This is a genomic window from Rhizobium changzhiense (genome assembly GCF_013087625.1).
GTDB classification, from domain to species: Bacteria; Pseudomonadota; Alphaproteobacteria; order Rhizobiales; family Rhizobiaceae; genus Rhizobium; species Rhizobium sophorae.
This window is the reverse complement of record NZ_JABFCQ010000001.1, coordinates 1,673,754-1,688,462: the sequence shown is the minus strand read 5'-3', so window position 1 is coordinate 1,688,462 and position 14,709 is coordinate 1,673,754. Positions and strand designations below refer to the sequence as shown.

Below are 14,709 nucleotides of genomic sequence, written 5' to 3'. Positions count from 1 at the left end.
GACGAAGGCCCATTGCGAGTAGATTGACACCATGCCAGTGCACACACAATGACGATTTTGTGTGCTCAGTGTAGCCGAAAAAGCTACACCTGAAATTCGTGGGCAATGCAAGCTTGAAGCGTCAGTCTTTCGTCTCGCCCCGGCGGTTCGTGCGCTCGCGCATGAACCTCTCGATGAAGTCGAGCAGTTTCGTCGCGGCGAAGGACAGCTGCCGGTCCGGGGCGACGCAGAGATCGACATGGGTGCGGATGCCGGTCTTGCCGGCAAGCGGAATGGCGAGGAGCTGACCCGCTTCGATCTCGCGGCGGACGGTGAGCGCCGGCAGCAGCGTCGCCGCAGCCCCGCTGAGCACGAGCTCCTTCAGCATTTCGAGTGAGCTGGTGACGAAGACGGGATCGAGGCTCAACCCCTCCTTCTCGAACAACGCGTCGAAGGCTTGGCGAAAGCCGAAGGATTGATCCGGCAGCGCCAGCGCATGGTCGGCGAGCTCCCGCACCGCGATCTCGGTATGCGCGGCGGCTGGATGCTGCGGCGTGACGATGAGATCATAGGCGATCTCGGAGCGCAGCCGCACCTTGGTGCCGGACATGGGAGGCGCAAACAGTGTCACCGCAATATCCGCCTCGGCGCTGTTGACGGCATCGACCGCCTGCCGCGCGCTGGTGATCGTCACGGTAAAGCGCAGCTTCGGATATTTCAGACTGAATTCGGCAAGCGCCGGCGCCAGCAGATTGGCGACGGTGGCGCCATTGGCATAGATGCTGACACGGCCGCGCTGCAGGCCTTTAAGATCTTCGATCAGCTGCTGCACGTGATCGAGTTCGCGCAGCGTCCGGCCGGCGCGGGCGGCGAGCAGTTCGCCGGCGGCCGTCAGCTTGACGCCGCGGGCGCTACGTTCGACAAGCGGCGCGCCGAAATGATATTCGAGGTTCTCGATCTGCCGGCTGATCGCCGTCGGCGCGACATTGAGGTTCTCGGCCGCCTGGCGCATCGAATTGGTCCTGACCAGCTCGTCGAAATACATCAGCGCCCGGATCTGCATTCACGTCTCTCCGCCATTCGGCATATTCGGTCTGGCCGGTTAAGACCCTATTCAATCAATGACTATTCGGATAGCGGTCGCGCCATGCCTTTTGTGCGCCCTCGACCGGCAGCGCGGTCGCCGCGTAGACGCCACGGGCGATCGCCCGCGCCATGACGATAGTGGCGAGATGGCAAAGCTCCATCAGGCTCGCCATGTCGTCTCGTCGATGTTTGGCCGTCGCAGCGGCAAATACGGTATCGCCGTCGAGCGGCAGGTGCGCCGGCAGCAGTGCTCGGGCAAACCCGTCATGGCCGGCGAGCGAAAGCCGGTGCGCCTCGGCCTTCGTCAGCTGCGCGTCGGTCACCACAGCGCCGATCGTCGTTGCCGGCGTGTTCATGCCCTTGAGTCGCATCTGGTGGTCGGCCACATGAGGCATGCCGAGCCCGCCGAATTCCGCATCTTTTTCGAAAGGTGCTGCCCAGAAATGCGGCCCGTCGCCGATCGTCGCCGAGCCCAGCGCATTGACAGCGACGATTGCCGCGACGCGATGCCCGGCACTGCTGACGGCGCTGGCCGAGCCGACCCCGCCCTTGACGGTGGCCGTCGTCGCTCCCGTCCCGGCACCTGTGGTGCCGAGCGCGAATGTGCCCTTAGTGGCGGCCTTCAATGCCGCGTAGCCCATGTCGCGATAGGGCGAGTGAAGGCCCCAATCCTTGTCGCCGCCATTCAGCAGGTCCATCAGGATTGCCTGCGGCACGATCGGGATGCGCACCGACCCGACGGCAAAGCCGCGGCCGAGCTCGCGCAGGCCCGCCTGCACGCCGCCGGCGGCATCCAGCCCGAAAGCCGAGCCGCCGGAAAGCACGAAGGCATCCACGGCATTGACGGTCATCGACGGATCGAGCAGGCCGGTGTCGCGCCCGCCCGGCGCGCCGCCGAGCACTGTGCCGGATGCGACGGCCGGCGCGTCGAAGACGACGACCGTGACGCCGGAACCGAGCGCAAGGTCGGTCGCATGGCCGACGGAAACGCCTTCAATGTCGGTGATGAGGTTGAGAAGATCGGGCAAGGGCGGATCCTTAGAGCAATTCCAGCATAACTGTGCGCGGTTTTGCGTCCGGAATTGCGTGAAACAAAGAGATAGACGCAAAGGCCGCCGATAGGACTGCAATTGTCCTCAAAAAACAAGACCGGCCCCATTTGGCGGGACCGGTCGGACATCGGGAAAAGCCGTGAATTCTAATCGCGGCCTCATGCCTCAGGCATGAAGCGGCTTCGGATGACGGCGGGTCATCAGGTCATGGATGGCCAGCCGCACCTCGTCCGGCGAGCCGAAACGCTGCTCGTCGAGGTCGTGGACATGAAATTTCACGGCGATGAACTTCAGCCGGTCTTCATCGGGAATGACGATCCCGACGGGAACGCCTGCATATTCGATAACTTGCTTCTTCATAGATAGAACTCCTGCCGCGCGACATGCGCAGCCATGGCGAATTGACTTGTCTGGTACCGTTGAAAGGAGGACGAACGTCACATTCGACAGTTCGGGCGGGAGAGGGCGCCCGGACGGTCATTGCCAAGCACAGATCGCCCAAGGAGATCGGCGAGAATATCGATGTCTATCATGCTCGTTCCTTGTGTTGGCGTTGCACTTGAGGGGTCCCGGTAGAGCCCGGGGCCGGTGAAGGCTGTCTTCTATAATCCACTAACTTGGTAGAGATTACCCGATAGCCTGTCAGAAACATATTCCGAAACGTGTCAAAATATCGACGATCCGAAAAAATTCATTCCGTCGCAGCCCGAACTTGCAGAAAGAAACATATCAGCTCTTCGTTAAATTCGCATGACAGAATCGAAGTTCGATCGATCACCGCGGCAGACATAGGAAGCCTTGCCGATTCCGGCAATGGCTCGTTTCACGAAAAATCGAAATGCCTCGAAATGACCGATTTGGTTAATGCTGGAGCCTCTGGGTCACCAGCCCTCTTCGAGCACCTTCTCCAGCATGTCCGCGAAGAAATCCGCGCTTTCGATGCTGAGGCAGAGCGGCGGTTTGATCTTCAGCACATTTTGGTGATCGCCGGTCGGCTGCATGATGACGCCGAGTTCGAGAAGCCGGTCGCAGATTGCAGCCGTCTCTTCCGTCGCCGGGTCCAGCGTCGTTCTGTCGCGGACGAATTCGAGGCCGAGATAGAGGCCCATGCCGTGCACGGCGCCTGCAATCGGATGGCGGTCGATCAGCGCGGCAAGCCGTGCCTTCAGATGATCGCCGACCGTCCGGGCATTTTCCTGCAGCTTTTCCTCGGCCATGATGTCGAGCACCGTCATGCCGGCGACGCAACTGACCGGGCTGCCGCCGGTGGAGGAAAAGAAATAACCCTCCTTCTCCAGCGATTGCGCGATCTCCCGCGTGGTGATGACGGCGCCGAGCGGATGGCCGTTGCCCATGCCCTTGGCGATGGTGATGATATCGGGCACGACCCCTTGCTGCTCGAAGCCCCAGAAATAATGTCCGAGCCTGGAATAGCCGACCTGCACCTCATCGGCGATGCAGAGGCCGCCGCGGGCGCGCACCTGCGCATAGATTTCCCTGAGATAACCGTCCGGCAGCGGAATGCCGCCGGCATTGCCGTAGACCGATTCGCAGATGAAGCCCGCAAGGCCGTTGCCGCCGGCGTCGATGGCCTCCAGCACCGGCGTTACCGCGCTGAGATAGTTTGCCGCGGTATCGGGACCACGAAATGCGCCGCGATAGGTATTCGGTGAAATGACGGCATGCACCCAGTCCGGCCGGGTGGTCGGTGCCTGCGGATTGTCGGCGATCGAGGTGGAGACGGCATCACTTGCCGCCGACCACCCATGATAGGCTTCGAGCAGGCAGAGCATGTTGCGCGCGCCGCTATGGGCTTGCGCCAGGCGAAGCGCCAGATCGTTCGCCTCCGAGCCGCTGTTGACCAGGAAGACCGCGTCCAGCCCATCCGGCGACAGGGCGGCGAGGCGTTCGGAAAATTCCGTGATCGCGGCGTAGTGGAAGCGCGAATTCGTGTTGAGCCGCAGCCATTGCGCGCTGATCGCCGCCGCGAGCTTGGGATGGCCATGGCCGAGGATGGTGACGTTGTTGACCATGTCGAGATAGGCGCGGCCCTCGACATCGAACAAATGCTCCTTCCAGCCGCGCTCGATCTGCGGCGGTGCCGCATAATAATTCTTCTGCGGCCTTGCGAGGTGCACCCGCCGTCTGGCGAAGAGCTCGGCGGTTTCAGCTTGCGGCGCATCCGCTTGCGGGCTGAGAAGCAGCGAGGGCGAAGGGCAGAGCACCGACCAGGCCGCCGCCGCGCGCGGTGTGGCAAAGAGCGGCGGTTCGAGACCGGCGACAATGCAAAGCTGGACGCGCAGTCCGCTGAGCGACGACGCCTCTCCGAAAACCGTGCCGAGCGAATCGCCGGCGGCAATCTCGGTTCCATCCTCGACCGAGAGGTCGAGCCCGTCGAGATGCAGGGTCATGTTGTCGCCGGCGAGCGTCAGATGCTGGTCCTTCCAGCCGATGCGGCCGGCAAAGGGCGCCGCAATCGCGCTGCCTGCGGCAAGGCATATGTCGACATGCAGGGCGCAGGTCGCCTGCCCCTTCGCGGTTCCCGCTCGGGAAAGCCGATATTCGCCGTAGCGCGTCGCTGCCGTACCGTTTTCGGTTGCCATGCGGGCAAGCAGCCGCCAGTCCATGTCGGTATTCAGCCAGTTGCCGGCGGAAAAATGCGGGCTCCGCACTCCAAGGTCGACATAGGCGATCCCGGCGGGATCGATGTCGGGCAGCAACGGCAGCCATCCCGATGTTTCCGGCGCGGCGACATCTGCGCCGGCTGCCTTGAGGATGGCGGCTTCCATGAGATCGAAGGGAACCGACATCGCCGTATCGAAGATCGCCCGCTCGCGGTCGAGATTGTCGCGGACATAGTCATTGTCGGGATCGACCGAAATCTGCTGCTCGCCGCTGGCGACGAGAATGACCGCGCGTGCGACGATCAACGGCCAGAGCGCCTTCAGTTCCTCGTCGCTCAGCGGAAAGATCGCCTGATAGGCGGTGACGGCGGGCAGGATATGAAAGGGGTCGCCATCTGCCTGATGCAGCAGCGAAGCGCAGGTGACGGCGAGGTCGCCGACCAGCCAGCCGCGGATGATGTCGCCGAAATCGATCACCCCGTCGGGGATGATATGGCCACGGGCGTCACGGTGGCCGACGACATTGTCACCGGTGACGTCGTGATGCACAGCCTGCAGCCGAAGCGATGGCGCCAACGGCTGGATGCGGCGAACGGCCATCACCATGGTCTTGGCGATCCGGTCGCGCGCCGCACTGTCGGTGATGGCCGAAAGCAGCTGCACGGCAACGGGACCTGCCCGTCTGAGGTCCCATTGCAGGCTGCGGTCGAGACCGGGATGGTCGAAATCGGCAAGCGCCTGCGCCAGCCTGGCGCAGAGCGCGCCGAGGGCTGCAACGGAAGCCGGCGCCAGATAGGTCAGTTCCGTCAGCCCCTGGCCTTCCAGATATTCCAACAGCCGGACCTGATAGCCCTGTCCGCGCACGGTAAGGACGACGATCTCCCGCCCGTCATTGGTGGCGATCACCTTTGGAACGCGCGGCGCACCTTGCCTGCTTTTGAGGTGACGGATCGCCGCATTCTGTGCTTCGAGCTCGCGGATCTCGTAGGCGGCATGGCAGATCTTCAGGACGTAGCGACCCCTGTCGCTATCGACACGATAGTTTCGATCCTGCTGGCTGCCGAGTTCGGCAAGCGTGCCGGAGAGGCTGTAATGAGCAAGGAGGATCTCTTCCGCATCAGTGGCGGTCACGTCGGGGCGCGGCAGCGCCATGCGATCAACAAGCGCCTCGTCGGTCATGACACCCCTCCCGCAGCATGATTCGATTACCTATTGAACGAGATAATCAAGTACTTGCCGCTGGCAGGCAACGGGGATTGTCGTTTGCCAGCAAAAGAGATGCAGGGCTGCGCTCAGCCCATGCGTTCGGAGGCGTAGCCGCCGGGGCTGGCCGGGAAGACCACGGTGCGGTTGCCGTTCAGGAAGGTGCGGTGATGGATATGGGCGTGGATGGCGCGCGCCAGCACCTGGCTTTCGACATCGCGGCCGATCGAGACATAGTCGTCGGGCGACTGCGCATGGGTGATGCGCGCCGTGTCCTGTTCGATGATCGGGCCTTCGTCGAGATCGGCGGTGACGTAATGCGCGGTTGCCCCGATCAGCTTCACGCCGCGGCCGTAAGCCTGCTTGTAAGGATTGGCGCCCTTGAAGCTCGGCAGGAAGGAATGGTGGATGTTGATGATCCTCCCCGACATTTTCTGGCACATCGCATCCGAAAGCACCTGCATGTAACGCGCCAGCACGATCAGTTCCGTGCCGGTCTGTTCGACGATATCCATGATCTGGCCTTCGGCCTGCAGCTTGTTCTCCTTCGTCACCTTGATGTGGTGGAAGGGAATGTCGTGGTTGACCACGACCTTCTGGTAATCGAAATGGTTGGAGACGACGCCGACGATGTCGATCGGCAGCGCACCGATCTTCCAGCGGTAGAGCAGATCGTTGAGGCAATGGCCGAAGCGCGACACCATCAAGAGCACCTTCATGCGGGCACCGCCGTCATGGATCTCGGCATCCATGGCGAACCGCTTGCGGATCGGCTCGAAGCCTTCCTTGAGTTCGGCAAGCGGCACGCCTTCCTCGGAGATGAAGCTCACCCGCGTGAAGAACCTGCCGGTATCGAGATCGTCGAACTGCGAACTATCGACGATGTTGCAGCCCTTTTCGGCCAGATAGCTCGAAATCGCCGCCACAATGCCGCGTGTCGACTTGCATGATACCGTCAATACGTAACTTGTCATGTCTTTCCCTCTTCCCTCTCCAAGGCCGCCGCTGTGCTTAGATCAAAGCCCGGACCGCGAATAGGCCGGCGCACTTTCATTCATGCGACAAATTGCAAGATAAACCATCACGTTCGTGCAAGTTCTGTCATTGCTCAGTCTGAAGCTTAAGAGAAGTTGCGCGAAAAACTGTACCGTCAGCGCCGCTTGGATGCGTATTCTCGCCTTCGGTGCTGAAGTTAGGCCGGCGGGCGGCTCGCCACGGCCGCTTTCCGGCGTGGCGTGGTGATCTCATGGATAATGGCGCCGCCGATCGAGGAGAGCGCCAGCGACACGATCACGAAGAGCACCGGCTGCTGCAGGATGCCGATCGGCAGGCGATCGGCGGCGACCCTCAGAAAAGCCAGCGTGAAGGCGTGGGTGATATAGATGCTATAGGAGCAGTCGCCGAGATAGTTCAGCCATCCGATCACCGGCAGCCTGGAAAAGTCGATGGAGATCGCGCCGTAGACGATGAAGATCGCCGGGATTCCCCAGGCATAGAACCGGCTTTCCGGTGGCATCAGCGCCTCGTTGATGACGAGAAACGCAAAGCCCATGGCAAGAGCCGCCCAAGCCCAGCGGTTCGGCAAAAGCACCTTCTGCCCGTAGAGCCAGCCGAGCACGACACCGGCGAGGAATTCCAGCATGATCGGTTCGCCGTAGAACCGGGTCACCGTCGTTTCCGGCAGCAGTCGGCAGGCGATCAGGATGACGGCAAAGACGGCAAACATCGCCGGAATGCGCCGAACTTCCTGTAGCGGCAATAGCAGCGCGAAGACGAAATAGAAGAACATTTCGTAATTCAGCGTCCAGCCGGGAACGATCACCGGCGTGATCGTGCTCGGATCGGCGGGATTTGCCCATGGCAGGAAGAACAGCGAGGCGATGAGATGCGGCAGGTCGAACACCGTCGATTTCAGCAATGACGGGGCGACCAGCGCCACTGTCGCCGAAAACAGCGTCGCCAGCCAGTAGAGCGGCACGATCCTCTTGATGCGCCGGCGGGCGAAATCGATCGGGCTCATCGTGCGTCCGCTCGTCGTCAGCCACATCACGAAACCGCTCAAGACGAAGAAGATGTCGACGCCGGTTTCGCCATAGACGAAGGCGGTGGCGTCGACGGCGGGATTGACCTTGGCAAGCTGCAATACCGCGTGGAAATAGACGACCATCAGCGCCGCGATGGCGCGCAGATATTGAAGCTGGACAAGCATCGAGCGTCTTGCTCCCTAGAGCATGATGCCGAAAAGTGTGCAGCGGTTTTCGGACGACATCATGCTCTAACTCTTTAATTGAGAACAGGATTCAGATTTTAGGCCGATCCGGCCTAAAATCATCCTGTTCTAGGGCTCGCGCGGCGAGGTGCCGCTGCGGTCAACTCAATACATCTGCCGGACGACCCTGCCGGATCCGCGGGCTATCGTGGAAACGCATATATCCGACGACGAACCACAGGAGACCGGCAATCTTCATCGAGAAGACCGCGGTTCCTCCGATCATCATATTCAGAAAAATGAAAAGAGAAAGTGAATGGGCGCAGCGCCGCTGCGCCGCCGTGCGCCCGGCGGGAAAAAGGCAGACGAACAGCCACAGGGCGATGACGCCGAAGATCGTCGCCGCATAGATCAGGTAGACATAGCCGCTGTCGGCGAATTCGGCGACCCGGTCGACCGAAAGCCCAAGGACGGCGAGCGGATCGAGCTCCATGATCTTCTTCATCGTCAGGTTGATGCGGCCGGTGAAGTTGTCGCCGGTCGCATTGGGTTTCAGGACGTAGACGAGGAAGCCCGCGGCGACGATCAGCGGCATCAGCGCCAGATTGAAATTCTTCGGGATCTTCGGAAAGATGAAATAGCCGACGATGCAGGCAAAGCAGAAGATCAGCATCGTGCGCGTGTCGTTCGTCACCAGGATCAGCACGGCCGTGCCGATCATCAGCAGCCGGTCCCAGCGGCTGAGCTTCTCCCACATCGAAATCAGGTAGACCGCGATCACGCCGCAGAAATTGGCAAGCGACACCTGCTCGAGGAAGATCGAGGAGGAACGGTGGTCGATGATGCCGAAGGAGAAGCGCTCGGGAAAGCCGAGCGCGTTCTGGAACAGGCCCGTCGTATTGTAGCTCAGCGGCAGCAGCCCGCGCGTATTGGCGAAATAATCGGACGGATGGACAATGCTGACGTAGAACGGCACGCTGACGATCTCGAAGATCAGGAAGATCAGGACGGCAAGGCTTGCCCAGCGAAAGGCGAGCTTCATAGTTTTCTCATTGCTCCAGCCCCCGAGCCCGGTAAAGCAGAAGATGATCAGCACGTTGCGGAAGTGATCGATGAACAGCATGCGGTTGAGCACGCTGACATAAATGGTCACGACGAGCGTGAACAGCAGGAACAGGAAGGCCGGAAGGTCGGTCTCGTAGATCCCCTTGTGCAGGATGTAGATGATGGCGCTCGCCATGATCAGGCCTTCGCTGGCGGCGACATGCGTCATCGAAAGCGGCACGATGTTGTGGTTGATGAAGGCGAGAATGCCGTTATAGAGCACGGAAAGCAGGCCAAGCCAGAGCACCGTATGATCGGTGCGCGATGCCTCGTGGACGGCATCGAGCCGGTTGCCGGCTACGGTGCCGGCTACAGTGAATGTTGCTGTCCTCTGATCGACCACCGCCATGCTCATTTCCCCGCAGGCTTGACGGCGGAGCAAGTGCCGGCACCGGCTTTTGCCACCTCGGCAAGAAGCCGCATCTGCGGCCGCTCAGGACCCTTGTGCGGCTGGACGTTGAACGGCTCGTTCGCCGGCCACCAATCGCCGGCCGCCCAATAGGACCAGCCGAGCCAGACGTCGCTATTATCAGACATGGTGGCATAGATGTTCGTCAGCCCGCTCATGCAGTCCCTGTCGGTGGAGGCGCCGAATTCGCCGAGGAAGCCGCGCTTGTGGTTCCGTTTGAGCCAGGCGGTCACGCCGGCGATCGCCTCGACCGCGGAGTCAGCGCCTTCGCAGGTCGGATGAGTTCCGGAAGAATCGATATCGAGATACTGGTGGACCTCGAAGGCGTAGAAGTCGAGCGGATCGCGCACGCCGAGCATGATGGTGCCGTTGGCGCCGCCGATCACATCTTTTTCCCAGCTGTGAGCTCCGCTCCATGCAGTGCCCGGCACGAGAATGAGATTGCGCGCGCCCGCCGCGCGGATGCTCCGGATGGCCGCATTGGCGGCATCGAGCCAGTCCGTCGCCTTGATGTCGTGCGGCTCGTTCATCAGGCCGAAAAGAATGCCCTCCTGGTTGGCGAATTCGACGGCGAGTCTCGCCCAGAAATCGGCGAAGGCGGAGTCCGTCGCCGGCGCCGTGCCGACCTGGGTCTTGTCGTAATAGCCGAAATTATGCGGGTCGAGCAGAACCGCCATGCCGTGTTTGCGGATCAGGCCGATCGTATCTTTGATCCGCTTGAGCTCGTCCTCGTCGAGCCGCCCGCCGAGTGCGGGCTGCAGCCGTTCCCAGCGGAAGGGCAGCCGGATGATCGTCATGCCCTTTTCGGCAAAATAGCCAATCGTGTCTTCACTCGGGTAGGTATAGTTGGTACCGTAGATGCCGTCGCGTTCGCCATATTCGCCGCCGGACAAATTGACGCCACGGTAGCAGGGCGCCTCAGTAGCAAGGGCCGGCGACGGGATCAGAGCGGCGGCAAGCAGCAGCGCTGTCAGATGTCGTGTCGTCTTCATGGGCATCCTCGCTATCGCGGCAAATCGCAACATCGGCGTCGCTGAGCTTATTTTAACGGTCCGTTAGCTAAGAATTTCTAAAGTATCGGCACCTCGGCTTCAGTCTTTCACGCTGGGCAGGACACGAGTGCGCGTATGAACCAGTATGACAGGAACAGGGTAAGCCGGCTCCCTGGCTGGCGCAGTTTTGAGCCATCTCAGACTGCGCCGGAAGGCGTGCGCATGCGCAGTCCTGTCATCCGCCCGGATGATTTCGTCCGGCCATCGCCCGAACCCGCCCCGCCCCCCTTCGTGCCGCCGGCAAGCCTTGCGGAAACCCGCCAATATGAGCGCCCGGCGCCTCCGCCTGAAAAACAGCCTGTCATGGATGCGCCGCCGAAGGCGGAGTCCGCGTCTGCCGCACCGCTTCTCGACCTCCGCTCGAGTATCGCCGCGATCTGGAGCCTGCGGCTGATCGTCTTTGGCCTGGCGCTTCTTGGAGCCCTCGCCGGCGGGGCGGTGGCGCCGCTCATCGCCCAGAAATTCACCGCCGTCAGCAGCCTCTATTTCGATCCGCGCCAGATCGGCCTTGCCGATGCCGGCGCGCAATCGTCGGGTCCCTCGCCGGAAATGATTTCGGCTCTGATCGACAGCCAAGTGCAGATATTGACCTCGGGCAATGTGCTGCGCCGCGTCGTCGAGGCCATGAAGCTCGACCAGGATCCCGAATTCACCGGCGGCCGGACGGATGGCGCCGCCGTGATCGGCACTCTGCAGAAGGCGCTGGTCATCACCCGCGAGGCCAGCACCTATGTCGTCTCGCTTGCTGCCACGACCAACGATCCCGAAAAATCCGCAAGGCTTGCCAACCAGGTCGTCACTTCCTTCACCGAGGAAGAGAACAGCGCTTCGAACGGAATTTACGAAAACACGTCGTCTACGCTCGATGGACGCCTTAACGATCTGCGTCAGAAGGTGCTGGAGGCCGAGCAGGCCGTCGAGACCTTCCGCGCCGACAATGACATGGCCGCGACCGAGGGCAATCTGATCTCCGACCAGCGGCTGGTCTCGCTGAACACGATGCTGGTGACGGCGCAGGAAAAGACCATCCAGGCGAAGACGCGCGCCGATGCCGTCGCCAATCTCCGCGTCGAGGACATCGTCGCCGGCAACCAGACGGAGGGCGGCGTCACCTCGCCGCTCGTCAGCCTGCGTCAGCAATATGCTACCCAGGCCGCCGCCGTCGGCAGCCTCGAAAGCCAGATGGGCACGCGTCATCCGCGCCTGCAGGCGGCCCGCTCGTCGCTGCAGAGCATATCAGGCGAAATCAGGGGCGAATTGCAGCGACTCGCCACCTCGGCACGGGGCGAATACGAGCAGGCCAAGGCCGCCGAGGACAGCATCGCCAAGGAGCTTGCCGTGCAGAAGGCGTTGCACGCCAGTTCGTCGGACAAGCAGGTGGAATTGAACGAATTGCAGCGCAAGGCGACTGCGGCGCGCGATATTTACGAGACGGTGCTGAAGCGCTCCAGCCAGACGAGCGAGGAGCAGAACCTCAACCAGAGTAACATTCGCGTCATCTCGCCGGCCGAGCCGCCGGTCAAGGCCGACGGTCCGGGAAAGAAAATCCTGCTGGTCGCCGGCGTCATCGGCGGTTTTCTTGCCGGTTTTGTCGTCGGCGCCGGCTTTGCGATCCTTGCCGGCCTCTTCGGCCATCCCGTGATCAGAAGTTATTTCAGGAAGTCGCCTGCTGCGGCAACTTGATGACGATGCTGAGCTTTCCTACATCGTCAGAGCGGCCACCAACGCCGGCAGGAGAGTTGCCATGCGGCTTGTGATGATGCTTCCGATATTGCTCGTTGCCGTGTCCGGCCTTGCGCCCTCGTCCGCGCTTGCCGTCGACTGGACGAAATCGGTCGATTCGGGCGTTCAACCCCTCTATCCCTACAAGGGTCTTCCCGGCGTCAAGGCGCAGCCGGACAAGAACGAGGAGGAATCCTACAATTGCCGCACGCAAACCGTCCAGGTCCGCCGTCGTTATGACGAGATCTTCCGCTCGGGCGGCATGCCGACGCTGATGTATGTCTGCGAACGCGACGGCTTCATCTCGATGGACGACAAGGTGCCGCTCCGCGGCCATTATCAGCCGGTGCGGTGAGGGGCTTCATCCGGTCAGCAAAGCCGATGGATGCGCCTGCCGGAAACGTTCGATCGGAAGCTCCATCCTCAGATAGTCGAAGCCGGCATTTGCTTCCGATGGATCGACGATCGAATATTTGACCATGCCCTCTTCCTCCGTGCACCGCAGCGGCAGGCTTTCGGCCGCCGCAAAGCCCAGCCGCTTGTAAAGGCCGATCGCCTTTTCATTGTGGGAGAAGACATGCAGCTCGGCGGTTTCGACCCCAAGCCCGGAAAACATCCACTCCAGCAGTGTCATGCCGCAATGGAACATCAGGTTTCGGATATCGCTCGGCCGGCCGCGGATGACGTTGTCGAATTCGGCCGAGCCGGGCTGGATATTGCAGATGCCGAAATTGCCGAACCGGTTTCCGCCGGGATCGCAAATGACGAATAGGATTCGGTCGGCGGCGGGCAACGAGATGGTTTCGAGCCACCGCCGCGTGCGTTCTTCGGTGGCACTAAACTGGCTGAGGAAAAACGGCATCGACTGGTTGCGCCATGTCGTCAGGTTGTCGATCAGGCCGGGCTCGTCGAGCATCGACCTGTCGATGCATTGCAGGTCGCCCACGCGCCTGCCGCTATCGTCCCTGATCGGAAGTCGGAGCCGTCTGGCCGGATCCGCATTGTCCTTGAGGCTGACGATATCGACTTGCGCCATGACGATTATCCCCGATTGTTCGCTCGGACCTTGCGGCAGTGTTGCCTTAGACCGACTGCCGCAATGCCGTGCTGTTGTGGTAGATCCGCCCGGTCGCCAGATCGAGCAGCGTTGCCGCCACCCGGTCGATGTCGGCTTCGCTCATGTCGTGATAGCTTGGCAGGTTGATCGCGCGGTCCGGAATGCTCCAGGCGTTCACGTTCTTGGGCCGATCCTCGAACATCGATAGGCTGGAGAGGGGATAGAAGAAGACGCGCGCGTCGATATTGGCGGTCTCGAAGGTCTGCTGCATCATCTCGCGGGTAATGCCCGTCGACGGATGAAAGACGGCGGTCGGCATCCAAGCGCCGTTGATCGTGCCGGTGTATTCCGGGTTCATCGAGATGCCGGGCAGGGCCGAAAGCCGGATCATGTAGGAGCCCAGAATTTCGCGCTTGCGGTTGACGAGTTCCTCGATGCGCTCGAGTTGGGCGCATCCGATGGCCGCTTGGATGTTGGACATCTTGTATTTGAAGCCGATCGCATCTGGCCAGAACTGCTTCGTCTGTCCGCGAGCCCGGCCGTGATTGCTGAGCGTCAGCACCTTTTCGTAAAGGGCGGCGTCATTGGTGACGAACATGCCGCCTTCGCCCGTCGTCAGCGTCTTGGTGCCGTGGAAGGAGAAGGTGCCGAAGGCGCCCATCGAGCCGGCGCGGCGGCCGTGCCAGACGGAGCCGATCGCTTCGGCGGCGTCTTCGATCACCGGAATGCCCGTCCGCTTGCCGATTTCCAGCAGGGCGTCCATGTCGCAGAGATTGCCGTAGAGATGCGTGGCGATAATGGCCTTGGTCTTCGGCGTGATATGGCGCTCGACCTCTTCGGGATCAATGCACCACGTATCGGCACGCACGTCGACAAAAACGGGTCTTGCGCCGAGGTGGACGATCGGAGAAACGGTCGCAACCCAGTTCGTATCGGCGAGGATCACTTCATCGCCGGCGCCGATGTCGAGCGCTGCAAGCCCCATGTGCATCGCGCCGGTGCAGCTTGAGGTCGCGATCGCAAAGTCGCTGCCGAGATAGGTCTTGAAGTCGCGTTCGAAGCGGTTGAGATAATCGTAGCAGCGCGCGCCCCAGCCGGTGGAAGCGGCATCGGCCGCATAATCCGTTTCGAGCTGAGTGATGGAAGGCTTGGTGTAGAAGATCCTGTTTGTCATGCCGCTAATTTCTGTTGAATTGAAATCAAAACCAGGCG

General features: G+C 61.5%; 12 protein-coding genes. 2 read left to right on the top strand and 10 right to left on the bottom strand.

Annotated elements, in window-relative coordinates; genetic code table 11:
• Positions 1-121: 121 nt before the first annotated feature.
• The 8 genes from G9X68_RS08505 to G9X68_RS08470 form a co-directional block, all read right to left on the bottom strand.
• The gene (locus G9X68_RS08505; RefSeq protein WP_063473505.1) at positions 122-1,042 is read right to left on the bottom strand and encodes a LysR substrate-binding domain-containing protein; all 921 of its coding nucleotides are present in this window, start codon (positions 1,040-1,042) and stop codon (positions 122-124) included.
• Positions 1,043-1,097: 55 nt separating this feature from the next.
• A complete protein-coding gene (locus tag G9X68_RS08500) occupies positions 1,098-2,093 on the bottom strand; it encodes a P1 family peptidase (RefSeq protein WP_171602000.1) in 996 nt (331 codons plus the stop codon).
• Between the two features lie 189 nt (positions 2,094-2,282).
• Positions 2,283-2,477 (bottom strand): hypothetical protein, encoded by a 195-nt coding sequence (locus tag G9X68_RS08495; protein WP_003544544.1) that lies wholly within the window; start codon positions 2,475-2,477, stop codon positions 2,283-2,285.
• A 521-nt stretch (positions 2,478-2,998) separates the two neighbouring features.
• The gene (locus G9X68_RS08490; protein WP_171601999.1) at positions 2,999-5,920 is read right to left on the bottom strand and encodes an aminotransferase; all 2,922 of its coding nucleotides are present in this window, start codon (positions 5,918-5,920) and stop codon (positions 2,999-3,001) included.
• 113 nt (positions 5,921-6,033) lie between these two features.
• The gene (gene purU, locus G9X68_RS08485; RefSeq protein ID WP_171601998.1) at positions 6,034-6,918 is read right to left on the bottom strand and encodes a formyltetrahydrofolate deformylase; all 885 of its coding nucleotides are present in this window, start codon (positions 6,916-6,918) and stop codon (positions 6,034-6,036) included.
• A 218-nt stretch (positions 6,919-7,136) separates the two neighbouring features.
• Entirely contained in the window at positions 7,137-8,153 is a 1,017-nt protein-coding gene (locus G9X68_RS08480; RefSeq protein ID WP_171601997.1) for an acyltransferase family protein, read from the bottom strand.
• Positions 8,154-8,313: 160 nt separating this feature from the next.
• Positions 8,314-9,606: a hypothetical protein gene (locus G9X68_RS08475; protein ID WP_171601996.1), complete on the bottom strand. Its 1,293-nt coding sequence runs from the start codon at positions 9,604-9,606 to the stop codon at positions 8,314-8,316.
• Between the two features lie 2 nt (positions 9,607-9,608).
• A complete protein-coding gene (locus G9X68_RS08470; protein ID WP_171601995.1) occupies positions 9,609-10,658 on the bottom strand; it encodes a glycoside hydrolase family 5 protein in 1,050 nt (349 codons plus the stop codon).
• Between the two features lie 135 nt (positions 10,659-10,793).
• Between G9X68_RS08470 and G9X68_RS08465 the strand changes: the two genes are divergently transcribed.
• Both G9X68_RS08465 and G9X68_RS08460 read left to right on the top strand, forming a co-directional pair.
• A complete protein-coding gene (locus G9X68_RS08465; protein WP_171601994.1) occupies positions 10,794-12,401 on the top strand; it encodes a GumC family protein in 1,608 nt (535 codons plus the stop codon).
• Between the two features lie 61 nt (positions 12,402-12,462).
• Positions 12,463-12,795, top strand: a complete 333-nt coding sequence (locus G9X68_RS08460) for a hypothetical protein (protein ID WP_171601993.1) — start codon at positions 12,463-12,465, stop codon at positions 12,793-12,795.
• A gap of 6 nt (positions 12,796-12,801) precedes the next feature.
• Here the strand turns inward: G9X68_RS08460 and G9X68_RS08455 are convergent, their stop codons facing one another.
• Together G9X68_RS08455 and G9X68_RS08450 are read right to left on the bottom strand one after the other, a co-directional pair.
• Complete coding sequence (locus G9X68_RS08455) at positions 12,802-13,476, bottom strand: GNAT family N-acetyltransferase (protein WP_171601992.1); 675 nt, start codon at positions 13,474-13,476, stop codon at positions 12,802-12,804.
• Between the two features lie 46 nt (positions 13,477-13,522).
• Entirely contained in the window at positions 13,523-14,671 is a 1,149-nt protein-coding gene (locus tag G9X68_RS08450; protein ID WP_171601991.1) for a DegT/DnrJ/EryC1/StrS family aminotransferase, read from the bottom strand.
• Between the last annotated feature and the right edge of the window lie 38 nt (positions 14,672-14,709).

Bases quoted from the DNA above. Each gene is read 5' to 3' on its own strand.
- G9X68_RS08505 (WP_063473505.1), bottom strand. From the start codon at position 1,042: ATGCAGATCCGGGCGCTGATGTATTTCGACGAGCTGGTCAGGACCAAT.
- G9X68_RS08495 (WP_003544544.1), bottom strand. From the start codon at position 2,477: ATGAAGAAGCAAGTTATCGAATATGCAGGCGTTCCCGTCGGGATCGTC.
- G9X68_RS08490 (WP_171601999.1), bottom strand. From the start codon at position 5,920: ATGACCGACGAGGCGCTTGTTGATCGCATGGCGCTGCCGCGCCCCGAC.
- purU (WP_171601998.1), bottom strand. From the start codon at position 6,918: ATGACAAGTTACGTATTGACGGTATCATGCAAGTCGACACGCGGCATT.
- G9X68_RS08480 (WP_171601997.1), bottom strand. From the start codon at position 8,153: ATGCTTGTCCAGCTTCAATATCTGCGCGCCATCGCGGCGCTGATGGTC.
- G9X68_RS08475 (WP_171601996.1), bottom strand. From the start codon at position 9,606: ATGGCGGTGGTCGATCAGAGGACAGCAACATTCACTGTAGCCGGCACC.
- G9X68_RS08470 (WP_171601995.1), bottom strand. From the start codon at position 10,658: ATGAAGACGACACGACATCTGACAGCGCTGCTGCTTGCCGCCGCTCTG.
- G9X68_RS08465 (WP_171601994.1), top strand. From the start codon at position 10,794: ATGAACCAGTATGACAGGAACAGGGTAAGCCGGCTCCCTGGCTGGCGC.
- G9X68_RS08460 (WP_171601993.1), top strand. From the start codon at position 12,463: ATGCGGCTTGTGATGATGCTTCCGATATTGCTCGTTGCCGTGTCCGGC.
- G9X68_RS08455 (WP_171601992.1), bottom strand. From the start codon at position 13,476: ATGGCGCAAGTCGATATCGTCAGCCTCAAGGACAATGCGGATCCGGCC.
- G9X68_RS08450 (WP_171601991.1), bottom strand. From the start codon at position 14,671: ATGACAAACAGGATCTTCTACACCAAGCCTTCCATCACTCAGCTCGAA.